Annotated in this window: 12 protein-coding genes; 8 read left to right on the forward strand and 4 right to left on the reverse strand. The window is 73.8% G+C overall.

From position 1 onward, the window contains the following. Positions 1-140: 140 nt before the first annotated feature. From AB0M03_RS04995 to AB0M03_RS05020, 6 genes are all read left to right on the forward strand, one after another. On the forward strand, positions 141-1,694 hold the full coding sequence (locus tag AB0M03_RS04995) for an NAD(P)/FAD-dependent oxidoreductase (protein ID WP_363488496.1): 1,554 nt from the start codon (positions 141-143) through the stop codon (positions 1,692-1,694). Further along, complete coding sequence (locus tag AB0M03_RS05000; RefSeq protein ID WP_363488498.1) at positions 1,691-2,611, forward strand: alpha/beta hydrolase; 921 nt, start codon at positions 1,691-1,693, stop codon at positions 2,609-2,611. Before AB0M03_RS04995 ends, AB0M03_RS05000 begins: the two co-directional genes overlap by 4 nt. Then, on the forward strand, positions 2,608-3,561 hold the full coding sequence (locus AB0M03_RS05005; RefSeq protein ID WP_363488500.1) for an SDR family oxidoreductase: 954 nt from the start codon (positions 2,608-2,610) through the stop codon (positions 3,559-3,561). Before AB0M03_RS05000 ends, AB0M03_RS05005 begins: the two co-directional genes overlap by 4 nt. Positions 3,562-3,812: 251 nt before the next feature. After that, the gene (locus AB0M03_RS05010; RefSeq protein WP_363488502.1) at positions 3,813-4,820 is read left to right on the forward strand and encodes a zinc metalloprotease; all 1,008 of its coding nucleotides are present in this window, start codon (positions 3,813-3,815) and stop codon (positions 4,818-4,820) included. A gap of 95 nt (positions 4,821-4,915) precedes the next feature. Further along, a complete protein-coding gene (locus AB0M03_RS05015; protein WP_363488504.1) occupies positions 4,916-5,689 on the forward strand; it encodes an SDR family oxidoreductase in 774 nt (257 codons plus the stop codon). Between the two features lie 74 nt (positions 5,690-5,763). After that, positions 5,764-7,614, forward strand: coding sequence for an ABC transporter ATP-binding protein (locus tag AB0M03_RS05020; protein ID WP_363488506.1), 1,851 nt, complete (start codon positions 5,764-5,766; stop codon positions 7,612-7,614). 31 nt (positions 7,615-7,645) lie between these two features. Here the strand turns inward: AB0M03_RS05020 and AB0M03_RS05025 are convergent, their stop codons facing one another. Further along, positions 7,646-8,203: a TetR family transcriptional regulator C-terminal domain-containing protein gene (locus AB0M03_RS05025; RefSeq protein ID WP_363488508.1), complete on the reverse strand. Its 558-nt coding sequence runs from the start codon at positions 8,201-8,203 to the stop codon at positions 7,646-7,648. 71 nt (positions 8,204-8,274) lie between these two features. Between AB0M03_RS05025 and AB0M03_RS05030 the strand changes: the two genes are divergently transcribed. Continuing rightward, on the forward strand, positions 8,275-9,432 hold the full coding sequence (locus AB0M03_RS05030; RefSeq protein WP_363488510.1) for an FAD-dependent monooxygenase: 1,158 nt from the start codon (positions 8,275-8,277) through the stop codon (positions 9,430-9,432). Positions 9,433-9,486: 54 nt separating this feature from the next. Here the strand turns inward: AB0M03_RS05030 and AB0M03_RS05035 are convergent, their stop codons facing one another. Beyond that, positions 9,487-9,921 carry a MarR family transcriptional regulator gene (locus AB0M03_RS05035; protein WP_363488512.1) on the reverse strand — a complete coding sequence of 145 codons (435 nt, stop codon included), beginning with the start codon at positions 9,919-9,921 and terminating at the stop codon, positions 9,487-9,489. Between the two features lie 317 nt (positions 9,922-10,238). On the opposite strand from AB0M03_RS05035, the gene AB0M03_RS05040 reads away from it, so the two are divergent. Beyond that, complete coding sequence (locus tag AB0M03_RS05040; RefSeq protein WP_363488514.1) at positions 10,239-11,120, forward strand: alpha/beta fold hydrolase; 882 nt, start codon at positions 10,239-10,241, stop codon at positions 11,118-11,120. Here AB0M03_RS05040 and AB0M03_RS05045 read toward each other — a convergent pair. Both AB0M03_RS05045 and AB0M03_RS05050 read right to left on the reverse strand, forming a co-directional pair. Then, entirely contained in the window at positions 11,093-11,764 is a 672-nt protein-coding gene (locus tag AB0M03_RS05045) for a lysophospholipid acyltransferase family protein (protein WP_363488516.1), read from the reverse strand. The genes AB0M03_RS05040 and AB0M03_RS05045 overlap by 28 nt on opposite strands. A 195-nt stretch (positions 11,765-11,959) precedes the next feature. Further along, entirely contained in the window at positions 11,960-14,182 is a 2,223-nt protein-coding gene (locus tag AB0M03_RS05050) for a CDP-glycerol glycerophosphotransferase family protein (protein WP_363488518.1), read from the reverse strand. Positions 14,183-14,392: the final 210 nt, after the last annotated feature.

Genomic DNA, 14,392 nt, shown 5'->3' on the forward strand with positions numbered 1-14,392 from the left:
CCGGTGGGCCGGGTCCTGTCCCGCCTTCTTCCCCGCCGGGGCGGCAGCGGCTACCCTGCCAATCGTGCCAGTGATTACTGGCATGGTTTCAATGGTCGTGCCCGCCGCCCGCCGTCCCCCACCTGCCCTGGAGCCGCCGCATGGCATCCCGCAGCAAGAAGCCCTCAGAACCCGCCCCGGACGGGGCCGCCCACCCGCACGTGCGGGTCGCCGTGATCGGCTCCGGCTTCGGCGGCCTCGGCGCCGGCGTCCGGCTCCGCCGCGCGGGCATCACCGACTTCGTGATCCTCGAGCGGGCCGCCGCCGTCGGCGGCACCTGGCGCGACAACAGCTACCCGGGATGCGCCTGCGACGTCCCCTCGCACCTCTACTCCTTCTCCTTCGCGCCGAACCCCGAGTGGCCGCGCAGCTTCTCCGGCCAGCCCGACATCCGCGCCTACCTGGAGCGGGTCACCGACACCTTCGGGCTCCGCCCGCACCTGCGGTTCGACGCCGAGGTCACCGAGGCCCGCTGGGAGGAGGGCCCGGCCCGCTGGCGGATCACCACCACGGCCGGCACCTGGACGGCGGACGCCGTGGTCTCGGCCGCCGGCCCCCTCGCCGACCCGCAGATCCCCGACGTCCCCGGCCTCGCGGACTTCCCCGGCAAGGTCTTCCACTCCTCCCGCTGGGACCACGACTACGACCTCGCCGGCAAGCGGGTGGCCGTCGTCGGCACCGGCGCCTCCGCCGCCCAGATCGTCCCGGCGATCCAGCCCCGGGTCGGCCGGCTCACCGTGTTCCAGCGCACCCCCGCCTGGGTGCTGCCCCGCCGCGACCGGGAGATCACCGGCCTGGAGAAGTGGCTGCACGGCGCCCTCCCGCCGACCGGCGCGCTGCGCCGCGGCGCGCTCTTCGCGCTGCGCGAGCTCCAGGTGGACGCCTTCGTCCGCCGCCCCGGTCTGCTGAAGCTGGTTCAGAAGATCGCCGAGCGGCACATCGCGCAGGGCGTCGCCGACCCCGCCCTGCGGGCCAGGCTCACCCCGGACTACCGGATCGGCTGCAAGCGCATCCTGCTGAGCAACACCTACTACCCGGCGCTGGCCGCGGCCAACACCGACCTCGTCGCCTCCCGGCTCGCCGAGGTCCGCGGCTCCACCCTGGTCGGCGCCGACGGCAGCGAGCACGAGGCGGACGCGATCGTCTTCGGCACCGGCTTCCACGTCACGGACATGCCGATCGCCCGGCGGGTCTTCGGCATCGGCGGGCAGAGCCTCGCCGAGGAGTGGAAGGGCGGCATGGAGGCGCTGCGCGGCTCCACCGTGCGGGGCTTCCCCAACCTGTTCTTCGTGATCGGCCCGAACACCGGCCTCGGCAACAGCTCGATGATCCTCATGATCGAGTCCCAGCTGAACTACCTGGTCGACGCGCTCACCACCCTGGACTCGGTCGGCGCCACCGCCATGCAGCCCACCGCCCGCGCCCAGAAGCACTGGAACCTCGAGCTCCAGCACCGGATGGACCGCACCGTGTGGACCACCGGCGGCTGCACCAGCTGGTACCTGGACGAGGGCGGGAAGAACACCGTGCTGTGGCCCGCCTCCACCACCGCCTTCCGCCGCGCCACCCGCCGGGTCGACCTCGCCGAGTACGAGCTGATCAAGCGCACCGCCCCGCTCGCCGCGGCCCCGCTCGCCGAGGAGGTGCCGGCGTGATCCCCGCCGACTGCGTGCTGCCCGACCCCGCCGAGGTCCGCCGGGTCCGCTCCGCCGACGGCACCGGCCTCAACGTGGAGGTGTACGGGCCCGAGGGCGCGCCCCTGGTGGTGCTCGCCCACGGCTGGACGTGCTCCACCCCGTTCTGGGCGCCGGTGGTCAACCTGCTGGCCGCCGACCACCGGGTGGTCGCCTACGACCAGCGCGGCCACGGCCGCAGCGACGTGCCGGCCGGCCCGGCCGGGTACGGCACCGCGAAGCTGGCCGACGACCTGGAGGCGGTGCTGGCCGCGGTCGTCCCGGCGGGCGGGCGCGCGGTACTGGCAGGCCACAGCATGGGCGGTATGACGATCATGGCCGCCGCGGACCGCGGCGAGGTCGCCGCCCGCACCGCCGGCGCCGTCCTGATCAGCACCGGCCCCGCCGACCTGGTCGCCGAACTGCTGGTGGTGCCCGCCGCCGTGCGCGCCCCCGGGCTGCGCCGGGCGCTGCACCGGCTGGTGCTGGAGTCCAAGCTGCCGCTCGGCCCGGTCAACGGCGTCAGCCGCGCCCTGCTGAAGTACGCCACGATGGGCCCCGGCACGCCCGCCGCCCGGGTGGACGCCTGCGCGCGGATCGTGCACGCCTGCCCCACCGCCGTCCGGCACGGCTGGGCGAAGGTGCTCGGCGAACTGGACGTGACGGCGGGTCTGGCGAAGCTGGCCGCACCGACCGCCGTGGTGGTCGGCAGCCGGGACCGGCTCACCCCGCCGGTGCACGCCCGCCGAATGGCCGCGGCCCTGCCGGACGGGCGGGGCCTGCTGGAGCTGCCCGGGGTCGGCCACATGTCCCCGATGGAGCGGCCCTCGGAGGTCGCCGCCGAGATCCGCCGGATCGTCACCCTGACCGCCGACACCCCGAGGAGTGCCACCGCATGAACCCGCCCCTGTCCTCCCAGGTCGTGGTGGTGACCGGTGCCGCCCGCGGCATCGGCGCCCTGATGGCCCGCCGGCTCTCCGCGCAGGGCGCCAAGGTCGCCCTGGTCGGCCTGGAGCCCGCCGAGCTCAAGACGGTCGCCGCCGAGTGCGGTCCGCACGCCTCCGCCTGGGAGGCCGACGTCACCGATCTGGACGCACTGACCGCGGTCGCCCGGCAGATCCAGGACCGCTACGGCCGGATCGACACCGTGGTCGCCAACGCCGGCATCGCCATCGGCGGCCCGCTGCTGGACAGCGACCACCGGGCCTTCACCCGGGTGATCGAGGTCAACCTGCTGGGCAGCGTCGCCACCGCCCGGGCCTTCCTCCCGGCGCTCACCGAGAGCCGCGGCTACCTGCTGCAGATCGCCTCGCTGGCCGCGCTCACCCCGGCCCCGCTGATGTCCGCGTACTGCGCCAGCAAGGCGGGCGTCGAGGCCTTCGCCCACGCGCTGCGCGCGGAGGTCGCCCACCAGGGGGTCAGGGTGGGCGTCGGCTACCTCAGTTGGACCGACACCGACATGGTGCGCGGCGCCGACCAGGACACCGTGCTGAAGCAGATGCGGGCCCGGCTGCCGTGGCCGGCCAACAAGACCTACCCGCTGGGCCCCGCGGTGGACCGGCTGATCGCCGGCATCGCCCGCCGTTCGGTGCACGTCTACGCCCAGGCCTGGCTGCGCGGCATGCAGCCCGTCCGCTGGCTGGTGCCCTCGGTGGTGGCACTCGGAGGACGCCGCGACATGGTCAGGCTGGAGCCGGAGTTGAAGGCCACCGCGGGTCAGCGGCTGCAGGCGGTGGGGGCGGGCGGCGCCGCCGACACCGCGGCCCGGGAGCACCCGGGTGCCCCACTTTCAGGTGCCCGGCTTTCGGGTGAAGCGGCGGCGCGTCCGGTGGACCCGGCGGCCGAATAGCGGTCAGTCTCGTGCCGGGGTGGCGGAATCCGCCGCCCCGGCTTGGCGGTTTTCAGCCAGACGGGTGCGGTTACGCGGCTGTAAAAGCTCCCTATGGAAGGGCCAAGGGCCGGTAAACCTCCGGCATTTGAGTGATTTGTCCGCAGTATTTCGCGGCCGGAACGCATCTGACGCGTCCACGGCGGGAATGCGTAGCCTCTGCTCGGCGGTCCCCACGGCCGCCGTCCCCCCACACCCTCCCGGGAGAGCAGATGCGCCGTTCTGCCCGTGTCATCCGTCCTGCCCTGGCGTCCGTCCGCGGCAACCGCCTGCTGGCCGCGGCCGCCCTCGCCGGCGTCCTGTCGGTCGGACAGCTCGCCCTGCCGGCCTCCTCCACCGTGCTGTCCGCGCCGAGCGCCTCGGCCTGCACCGGGGCGGAGGAGAACGCTGCCGCCCGCAGTGCCGCCGGCGGCTCCGCCCACGAGCCGAACGCCGTCACCGACGCCCAGGCCCAGGCGATGGACGCCGAGCTCAAGGCCAAGGTGGCCGGCCTCGCCAAGACTGCCCAAGGCTCCCAGCTGCTCGCCGAGTCGGCGCTGGCGGCGACCAGCATCCCGGTCTACGTCCACGTGGTGCACTCCGGCACGACCGGCAAGCTGTCCGCCGGGACGATCGCCAACCAGATCTCCGTGCTCAACGCCGCGTACGGCGGCCAGGGCACCGGCAACGCCCCGACCCCGTTCACCTTCACGCTGGCCGGTACCGACTACACCGACAACGCCACCTGGTACAACGGCATCACCCCGGGCTCCAGCGCCGAGAAGCAGATGAAGTCCACCCTGCGCAAGGGCGGCGCCAACGCGCTCAACCTCTACACCGCCAAGCTCGGCCAGAGCCTGCTCGGCTGGGCGACCTTCCCGAGCTCGTACTCCTCCAACCCGACCGACGACGGCGTGGTGATCCTGGACACCTCCGTCCCCGGCGGCTCGGCCACCAACTACAACGAGGGTGACACCGCCACCCACGAGGTCGGCCACTGGCTCGGGCTCTACCACACCTTCCAGGGCGGCTGCAACGGCAACGGCGACTACGTGTCGGACACCCCGGCCGAGAAGAGCGCCGCCTACGCCTGCCCGACCGGCCGCGACTCCTGCGCCACCAAGACCGGCGTCGACCCGATCCACAACTTCATGGACTACACGTACGACTCCTGCATGTACCAGTTCACCGCAGGGCAGGTCACCCGGATGACCAACTCCTGGGCCGCCTACCGCGCCTGACCCGGCAGCGCACGCCCGCGCCGCCCGCACCGGGAGACACCCCGGGGCGGGCGGCGCCCGTGCGGGTGCGCCGTTCGACCCAGTACGGTCGGCCCATGACCACTGCTCTCATCACCGGCGCCACCGCCGGGATCGGCGCCGCCTTCGCCCGACGCCTCGCCAGGGACGGCCGCGACCTCGTACTGGTCGCCCGCGACACCGAGCGGCTCGAGGCGGCCGCCGCGGACCTCGGCAAGCGCTTCGGCGTCCGGGTCGAGACGCTCACCGCCGACCTCGCCACCGACACCGGGATCACCACCGTCGAGGAGCGGCTGCGCGCCGCCGAGAACCCGGTCGACATCCTGGTCAACAACGCCGGCTTCGGGAACAAGGGCGCCTTCCTCGACGTCCCGCTGGAGGCCGAGCTGGACATGGTGAAGGTGCACATCGAGGCGATCCTGCGGACGACCACCGCCGCGCTGCCCGGCATGCGCGAGCGCGGCCGCGGCGCCGTGGTCAACGTCGCCTCGGTCGCCGCCTTCTTCCCCCGCGGCACCTACGGTGCGAGCAAGGCCTGGGTGGTCAGCTTCACCCAGGGCGTCGCCCGCGACCTCGCCGGCACCGGCGTCCGGCTGCAGGCGCTCTGCCCCGGGTTCACCCGGACGGAGTTCCACCAGCGGGCCGGGATGGGCACCTCCAACATCCCGTCCTGGGGCTGGCTGGACGCCGACCGGGTGGTCGACGACTCGCTGCGCGACCTGGTGCGCGGCCGGACCCTGTCGGTGCCGGGCAAGCGCTACAAGGTCGCGGTGGCACTCGGCCGGCTGCTGCCGAGCGGCCGGACGGGCGCGATCTCCTCGAAGGCCGGGCGCAACTACGGGCCGAACTGAGCGCCAGACTGGGGGGTGGCGCGGCCGGGCCGCCGGGAATGGGGCCAGACTCATTATTAGTTAGGCTAATGATGATGCAGCTCCTCGCCCGGCGGCCCCGCCCGCCCCGTCCCCGGAGGTCGCCCTTGAAACTCGACCGGATCGACTGGACCCCGCCCGAACGGGACCGGACCGAGCCGGCCCCGCCCGCCCAGCTCCGCCGCATCCTCGCGCTGTTCCGCCCCTACCGCGGCCGGCTCGCCCTGGTCGGACTGCTGGTCGCGGCCTCCGCCGTGGTCTCGGTCGTCACCCCCTTCCTGCTGCGGGCCACCCTGGACACCGCCATCCCGCAGGGCCGCACCGGGCTGCTCACCCTGCTGTGCCTCGGCATGATCGCCGCCGCGGTGGTCAACAGCATCTTCAACGTGCTGCAGACCCTGATATCCACCGTGGTCGGCCAGCGCGTCATGCACGACCTGCGCACCTCCGTCTACGCCCACCTGCAGCGGATGTCGCTGGCCTTCTTCACCCGCACCCGCACCGGCGAGGTGCAGTCCCGGATCGCCAACGACATCGGCGGCATGCAGTCCACCGTCACCATGACCGCCACCTCGCTGGTCTCCAACCTGACCGGCGTGATCGCCACCGTGGCCGCCATGGTCGCCCTGGACTGGCGGCTCACCGTCGTCTCGCTGCTGCTGCTCCCGGTCTTCGTCTGGATCAGCCGCCGGGTCGGCAACGAACGCAAGAAGATCACCACCGAGCGGCAGCGGAAGCTCGCCGCGATGAGCGCCGCCGTCCAGGAGTCGCTCTCGGTCAGCGGCATCCTGCTCGGCCGCACCATGGGCCGCGCCGACTCGCTCTCCCGCGAGTTCACCGGGCAGTCCGACGAGCTCGCCGAGCTGGAGGTCCGGGTCAACATGGCCGGGCGCTGGCGGATGTCCACCATCCAGATCGTCATGGCCGCCATGCCCGCCCTGATCTACTGGGCCGCCGGGCTGACCGCGGCCGGCGGCGCCCCGATCGTCTCGGTCGGCACCCTGGTCGCCTTCGTCTCGCTCCAGCAGGGCCTCTTCCGCCCGACCGTCAGCCTGCTCTCCACCGGCGTGCAGGTGCAGGTCTCGCTCGCCCTGTTCCAGCGCATCTTCGAGTACCTCGACCTCCCGGTCGAGATCGCCGAGCCCGCCCGGCCGGTCCGCCTCGCCGCCGTCCGGGGCGACGTCACCTTCGAGGGCGTCGACTTCCGCTACCAGGGCGACCAGGAGCGGCCTACCCTCGGCGGCATCGACCTCAAGGTGCCCGCGGGCACCTCACTGGCCGTGGTCGGCGAGACCGGCTCCGGCAAGACCACCCTCAGCTACCTGGTGCCGCGGCTGTACGACGTCACCGGCGGCCGGGTCTGCATCGACGGCACGGACGTCCGCGAGCTGTCCTTCGACACCCTCGCCCGCGCGGTCGGCGTGGTCTCCCAGGAGACGTACCTCTTCCACGCCTCGGTCGCCGACAACCTGCGCTTCGCCAAACCCGACGCCACCGACGAGGAACTCGTCGCCGCCGCCGAGGCCGCCCAGATCCACCCGATGATCGCCGCCCTGCCGGACGGCTACGACACCCTGGTCGGCGAACGCGGCTACCGGTTCTCCGGCGGCGAGAAGCAGCGCCTGGCCATCGCCCGCACCATCCTGCGGAACCCTCCGGTGCTGATCCTGGACGAGGCCACCAGCGCCCTCGACAACCGCACCGAGGCCGCCGTGCAGCAGGCCATCGACGCCCTCGCGGCCGGCCGCACCACCATCACCATCGCCCACCGGCTCTCCACCGTCCGGCACGCCGACCAGATAGCCGTGCTCGACGCCGGTGTGGTCGCCGAACTCGGCACCCACGACGAACTGCTCGACCGCGGCGGCCGCTACGCCGCCCTCCTCCGCCGCGAAGCGGGGGAGTGAGCCCCGGGGGACCGCCCCGGGGCGCGGGGCCCTAGCGCAGGGCGGCGGCGACCAGGCCTTCGAGGGCTTCGCGCGGCACCTCGCCGCCGCTCACCAGTCGGTCGAAGACCAGCCCGTCGATGCAGGTCAGCAAGGTGTGGGTGCGATTCTCGACATCCGTCACGCCGTGCGCGGCGAGGAACAGCCGGACGGCCTCGCGGCCGGCGTTCTCGCGGGGCACGAGGATCTCGCGCAGTTCGGCGTCGCGCACGCTCTCGACGGCGCAGGCGTAGCGGGCGAGCGAGCGACGGCGGCCCTCGCCGGTGAGCCGCTGCCGGGTGAGCAGCACCATGCCGTCCACCAGTTCCTCGATGGTGCGCAGAGGTGGAAGTGCTTCGGCCGTCGTCTGCAGTTCCGCCTGGTCGATGTGGACCAGGCGTGTGACGAGTCCGGTGAGCAGCGCGGCTCGGGTCCGGAAGTAGGCCGACGTGGTGCCGGGCGGCACGGCGGCTCTGCGGTCGACCGCCCGGTGGGTCAGGCCGCGGATCCCTTCGTCGGCGAGTACGTCGAGAGCCGCGTCCGCGAGCAGGGTGCGCCGATCCGAAACCATGGCTCCTTTCTACACCTGTAGAGCTTCGGGTAGCCTCATCCTTCTACAGATGTAGAAAGGCGGGGGTGGTCATGGGCAACACGGCAGTGGTGGTCGGAGGGGGCATCGGCGGGCTGGCCGCCGCGATCGGCCTGCGCCGCATCGGGTGGGAAGTGGCCGTCGTCGAGCGCGCATCGATGCTCGGGGACGCGGGGGCGGGCATCTCGCTGGCCGCCAACGGCCTGCGGGCACTGGACGGGCTCGGTGTCGGAGCGGCCGTACGAGCTGCGTCACGAGGCCAGTACAGCGGTGGCACCCGCACGCCGGAGGGCCGTTGGCTTACCCGGATGGACGGCGCGGCGCTGGAGAGGGCGGTGGGCACGCCGATCGTGGGCATTCCCCGCTCGACCCTGCACGGACTGCTTCGCGAATCCCTGCCCGCCGAGGCGCTGCTGATCGGCTCCGAGGCGGGCCCGGTCGAGCAGATCGACCCCGGAACGGTTCGGGTCACCTGCGGCGGCACGGTCCTGGACGCCGACCTGTTGGTCGCGGCCGACGGCATCGGCAGCAAGGTGCGCGGCGATCTCTTCCCGGCCCACCCCGGCCCGGTCCACAGCGGCTCGTCGGTGCTGCGCGCCGTCACCGGGCAGGCGGTCGATCTGCGCACCGACTTCGAGCTGACCTGGGGGCACGGGGCCGAGTTCGGGCACATCGCCTTCCAGGACGGGCGGGCCGAGTGGCACGCCGTCCTCGGCCTCCCCGTCGGAACGCGATTCGCCGACCCGCTGGCCGAATTGCGCCGACGGTTCCGCACCTGGCACGACCCGATCCCCGCCCTGCTCGACGCGACCGGGCCCGCCGCCGTGCTGCACCACGACATCAACGAACTCCGCACGCCGCTCCCCTCGTACACGGTCGGCCGGATCGTGCTGCTCGGCGACGCGGCACACGCGATGACCCCCAACCTCGGACAGGGTGCCTGCCAGGCGCTGGAGGACGCCATCACCCTGGCCGCCGCGCTCGCCACCGGGCCCACCGTCGAAGCCGCGCTCGCCCGCTACGACGTCGAGCGCCGACCGCGCACGCAGGCGGTCGCACGGGCCGCCCGGCAGGCCGGGCGGATGGGCCAGCAGCTCTCCCACCCGCTGGCCGTCGCCCTGCGGAACACGGCGATGCGGCTGACACCCTCCCGCGCCGCAACACGCATGATCCTTCGGCACCACGCCTGGGTCCCGCCGCGGCTGAACTGATCCGACGCCGGCGCGCTCGGCCTCACCTGCCTGCGATCCCCCATGCTGAACCGATCAGCCGGCTCCGCTGTTGCGGACGGCGGCCAGGGCTGCGGTGAGGTAGCGGTGCACGATGGCGAGCTCCGCCTCGTCGAAGGCGCCGCCGGCGGACACCAGCCCGCCGATCACCGGTCCGAAGAAGGACCAGCCCAGGGCGACCGCCTTCTCGTCCACGGTCAGCAGCACCCGGCGGCGGTCCTGCTCGTCGCGGCTCCGGCGGACCAGGCCGAGGCGCTCCAGCCGGTCGACGAGGCCGGTGGTGCCCGCCGAGTTGAGCCGCAGGGCCGCCCCCAGCCGCCCCGGCGTGACGGTCTCGCCGGCCCGGTCGGCGTCCAGCAGGTGGATCAGTGCCCGCAGGTCGGTCGGGTGCAGCCCGTGCCGGGCCGCGAAGTCGGCACCCAGCAGGTCGAACTCCACGGTGACCGCCCGCAGCAGATGCACCAGTTCCATGGCAGGCCCTTCGGGCTTCCCGTTCTCCACCGCACTCCGCCTCTCTCGTCGCCCGCTCGCCGACGGTCGTCGCTGCTGTAACTCGCCCGCTCGCCTCCGGGCCCTCCTGATCCGGCGCCGACGGTCGTCGCTCCGTCGCTTCGCTCCCTCGCTTTCGGCACCGGCGGGCCCTTCGGCTCGGGGCGGGCTTCGCTCCCTCGCTTCTCCCATACGGCGCCGGCGGGCCCTTCGGGTCGGGGCGGGTGTCGCCCGCTCGCCTTCGGGGCTATTCTCTCGTTCAGCGAGAGTATTGGTCAACGAGGCATCGGGGGTCAGCCATGTCCGCAGTCGTGTCCCGCCAGGTCCGGGAGTTCGATGCCGCCTACGACGCCCTGCTCGCCCGCTGGCCCGTCGGCACCGCCGAGCTCGATGTGGCGACCCCGTACGGCAGTACCCGGGTGCACGCCCGCGGTCCGGCCGATGCGCCCCCGCTGGTGCTGCTGCCCGGCGGAGGTGCCACCGGTGCGGTCTGGTTCGCCACCGCGGCCGCCCTCGGCGGCAGCCACCGGGTGCTCGCGGTGGACCTGCCCGGCGACCCGGGCCGCAGCTCCCGCGGCGAGCGTCCGCTGCACACCGGGGAGGACGTCGCGGCCTGGCTGGACGCCCTGCTCGACGGCCTCGGCGTCGACCGGGCGGACCTGTGCGGTCATTCGTACGGCGCCCTGCTGGCCCTGACCGCGGCGGTGCGCCGGCCGGAGCGGGTCGGCCGGCTGGCGCTGCTCGACCCCACCCAGTGCTTCGCCGGATTCCGGCCCGGCTACCTGCTCCGCGCCCTGCCGCTGCTGCTCCGCCCGACGGCGGAGCGCGCCCGCGCCTTCCTCGCGCACGAGACCGCGGGCAGCGGCGCGGACGCCGGCTGCTCCGAGGTGTACGCACGCGGCACGGAACTGCCCGGCCGGGCCCGCCCGGCGGTCCTGCGGCGGCCGGACGTCTCGGGGCTGCGTGTGCCGGTGCTCGTCCTGCTGGCCGGGCGCAGCGGGGCGCACGACGTCCGCAGGGTCGCCGCAGGGGCCCGCCGGGCGCTGCCGTCGGCGGAGGTCGAGGTGCTGGAGGGGGTGAGCCACCACGCGATGCCCGCGGCGCGGGCGGCCGAACTCAACGGCCTGCTGGCCGCCTTCTTCGGCGCGCGGGATCAGGCCGCCTTCGGGATCTCGTTGTAGCCGTCGGCGGGCTCCTGGCCGGACAGGGCCTGGATCGCCGCCATCACCTCGTCGGTGACCTGGCGGCGGGCCCGGGCGGAGCGGGCCTGGCCGTGCAGCTCGGTGAAGTGCAGCGGGGCGCCGAAGCGCACGGTCACCTTCCGCACCCGGGGGATGCGGCGGCCGACCGGCAGGATCTCCTGCGGGCCCTCCAGGGCCACCGGCACCACCGGGACGCCGGCGGTCAGCGCCAGCCAGGCCACGCCGGTCTTGCCCTTGTAGAGGCGGCCGTCCAGCGAGCGGGTGCCCTCGGGGTAGATGCCGAAGGCCTTGCCGTCGTTGAGGATCTCCAGCGCCTGTTCCAGCGAGGCGGCGGCGGCGCGGTAGTCGCCGCGCTCGACCGGCACCGCGTTGATCACGGAGGTGAAGAAGGCGCGGGAGACGGCGCCCTTGAGCCCGGTGCCGGTGAAGTACTCGGCCTTCGCCAGGAAGTACACCTGGCGCGGTGCCGTCAGCGGGATCACCACGCTGTCGATGAAGGACAGGTGGTTGCTGGCCAGGATCACCCCACCCTTGCGAGGCACGTGCTCCAGGCCCTCGATGACCGGCCGGTAGACGGTCTTCGCCAGCGGCTTGAGCACGAGCTTCGTGATGAGGTTGAGCATGGGCCCTCCCTGGCCGCCGACGCGTCCCGACCGGTCGGCCAGGGAACAGTCCGCACATTACGACATGGACCCCGGCGCACGTCCACTCCTTCCCGGTGCCGTTCGGGCGAGATCCTCGTCACGCTGTGCGCAGGCGCGGTCGCGCAGATCGACCGGGTAGGCTGACGGTCCGTCACCCGGCGTGCCGGGCCGGTGTCAGGCGGTGAGCACCCGGCGGGCTCCGGCCTGTGCCGGTGCGCCGACCGGGAAGACCTGCCGGACGACGCGTTCGGCGGCGTGGCCGTCGTCCCACGGGCAGAACCGCTCGCGGAAGCGCGCCCGCAGGGCGGGCTCCGGGTCGCCGGCCAGCAGGGCGTCGGCCACGCCGGCCGTGGTGGCGGCGACCGCGCCGGGCGGTTCGGCGAGCAGGTCGAAGTAGACGCCGCGGACCGACCGGTACTCGTCCCAGTCCGGGGCGAAGACGGTGATCGGCCGGTCCAGTACGGCGTAGTCGAACATCATCGAGGAGTAGTCGGTGACCAGGGTGTCGGAGGCGAGGTACAGGTCCTCGACCACCGGGTGGTCGGAGACGTCGACGATCCGGGCGGCGTCCGGGCCGGCCGCCAGGTCGCCGGCGCCGCCGGTGTGGAAGTAGTGGGTGCGCACCAGCACGGTGTGTCCGGGGCCGAGCCGGCGGGCCAACTCGGGGAGGTCGAGGACCGGCAGGTAGCCGCCGCGGGCCTCCCGGTGGGTCGGCGCGTACAGCACCGTGCGCTGCCCGTCGGCGATGCCGAGCGCGCTGCGGACGGCGGCGCACTCCTCGGCCGTGGCCAGGGCCAGCCGGTCGTTGCGCGGGTAGCCCGTCTCCAGCAGCCGGTAGCGGCCGGGGAAGGCCCGGGAGAAGTGCTCGCTGGTGTGCGGGTTGGGGGAGACCAGGTAGTCCCAGCGGTCCACGGCCTCCCGCAGCCGGTCGAAGTCCATGCCGTCCGCGGCCTCGGGGTGCGCCTGCAGGTCCATCCCCATGCTCTTGATCGGGGTGCCGTGCTGGGTCTGCAGGTGCACGGTGCCCGGGCGCTTGCCCATGGTGTGCGGGAAGTTGACGTTGTTGACGAAGTACTTGGCGGTGGCCATGGCGCGCAGGTAGGCGGGCGTGTTCAGCAGGACGTACGGCACCCCGGGCGGGAGCGCCGCGGCCTGGGCGCGGGTCTCCACCACCCACACCCCGCGGATCTGCGGGGCGAGTTCGCGGGCCCGCTCGTAGATGGCGGCCGGGTTGCAGGCGTAGCCGCGGTGCCAGTACGCGGCGTAGACGGCCAGGTGCTCGTCCAGCGGGAGGCGCCGGAAGGCGTTGTACGCGGCGAGCCTGGCCCCGCCGCGGACGGCCCGGCGGAGCACGGGGGCGATCGCCCGGGTGCGGCGGCGCGCGGCCCGCGTCAGGGCGCGGGTGCGGCGCAGCTCGTCGTAGCAGCGGCGGGCGCCGCGGGCGGCCAGCCGGTGGGGCAGGCCGCGCGGGCCGCGCGGGAAGGCGTGCCCGGGCGGGCGGTGGCGGGCGATGTGGGCGGTGACCCGGTGGAAGAAGTCGCCGCGCAGCGCGTCCGGCACCAGGCCGGGGGTGTCGTACACGGTGAGCGCCTGCCGGACGGTCCGCTCGAAGACGGCGGGACGCAGCGGGCTGGGGCGGCGGTCCAGGAAGGCGAAGATCGCGTCGTACTGGGCGAAGGCGTCGGCGTGCTTGGCGGAGGGGGTGCTGGTGATCGCGCCGGGGCGGCCGCGGCGGTAGGCGTAGCAGGGGCGGTCGAGGAAGCGCAGCCGCTCGGCGGCCAGCAGTGCCGGGTAGGTGACGGAGATGTCCTCGTAGTACCCGCGGCCGAAGGAGACGTCGAGGCCCAGCAGGAAGTCGCGACGCAGCACCTTGTTCCACACGGCCATCACGGCGCGCAGCAGGCCGGGGTGGTCGGCGGCGGTGCAGCCGGCGGCGAGCTCGGGCCCGGTGAGGTGGTGGCGCCAGGGGTTGGGTTCGGTGTCGCCGTCGCCGTAGACGTGGACGAAGTCGGTGAGCAGGACGTCCGCGGGGGGCAGGCCGTCCGCGGCGCGCTGCCGCTCGCGGCGCAGTTCGGCGAGGACGGCGTCCAGGGCGCCGTCGAGCAGCCGGTCGTCGCTGTCGACGAACCAGACGTACGTGCCTGCGGCGTCGGCCAGCCCGACGGCGCGGGCGCCGCCGAGGCCCCGGTTCTCGGTGAGGTGGTGGACGCGCAGGCGCCCGTCCCTGGCCGCGTACCGGTCGAGGACGGCGCCGCAGCCGTCGGGGGAGCGGTCGTCGACGGCGATGATCTCGACCTCGCCGGGGGCGGCGGTCTCCGCGCGCAGCGAGTCCAGGCAGTCGGGGAGGAAGCGCTCCACTCCGTGGACCGGCAGGACAATGCTGAGGAGGGGGCTCACGCTCGTTTCACTCCGCGAAGGACGGTGGGTCGGCGGCTGCTCGCCCGGTACAGCCCACTGTAGCCAGCGGAAGTGGACGGGCGGTTGACACAAAGTGATCGCCGGGGTGTCGAGCGGTGTCCTCGGCTGATCGTTTCTGAACGTGCCGGGAGTGCTGTGCGGGGTGTTGACGGCCGAAAACGCGACCGCCGGTGCCGCGCCGTGCGAGCG

The organism is Kitasatospora sp. NPDC051914 (genome assembly GCF_040680995.1).
In the GTDB taxonomy this organism is placed as follows: Bacteria; Actinomycetota; Actinomycetes; order Streptomycetales; family Streptomycetaceae; genus Kitasatospora.

Coding starts and splice junctions, on each gene's coding strand:
- AB0M03_RS05030 (WP_363488510.1), top strand. CDS start 8,275: ATGGGCAACACGGCAGTGGTGGTCGGAGGGGGCATCGGCGGGCTGGCC.
- AB0M03_RS04995 (WP_363488496.1), top strand. CDS start 141: ATGGCATCCCGCAGCAAGAAGCCCTCAGAACCCGCCCCGGACGGGGCC.
- AB0M03_RS05015 (WP_363488504.1), top strand. CDS start 4,916: ATGACCACTGCTCTCATCACCGGCGCCACCGCCGGGATCGGCGCCGCC.
- AB0M03_RS05040 (WP_363488514.1), top strand. CDS start 10,239: ATGTCCGCAGTCGTGTCCCGCCAGGTCCGGGAGTTCGATGCCGCCTAC.
- AB0M03_RS05035 (WP_363488512.1), bottom strand. CDS start 9,921: ATGGAACTGGTGCATCTGCTGCGGGCGGTCACCGTGGAGTTCGACCTG.
- AB0M03_RS05005 (WP_363488500.1), top strand. CDS start 2,608: ATGAACCCGCCCCTGTCCTCCCAGGTCGTGGTGGTGACCGGTGCCGCC.
- AB0M03_RS05010 (WP_363488502.1), top strand. CDS start 3,813: ATGCGCCGTTCTGCCCGTGTCATCCGTCCTGCCCTGGCGTCCGTCCGC.
- AB0M03_RS05020 (WP_363488506.1), top strand. CDS start 5,764: ATGCAGCTCCTCGCCCGGCGGCCCCGCCCGCCCCGTCCCCGGAGGTCG.
- AB0M03_RS05045 (WP_363488516.1), bottom strand. CDS start 11,764: ATGCTCAACCTCATCACGAAGCTCGTGCTCAAGCCGCTGGCGAAGACC.
- AB0M03_RS05025 (WP_363488508.1), bottom strand. CDS start 8,203: ATGGTTTCGGATCGGCGCACCCTGCTCGCGGACGCGGCTCTCGACGTA.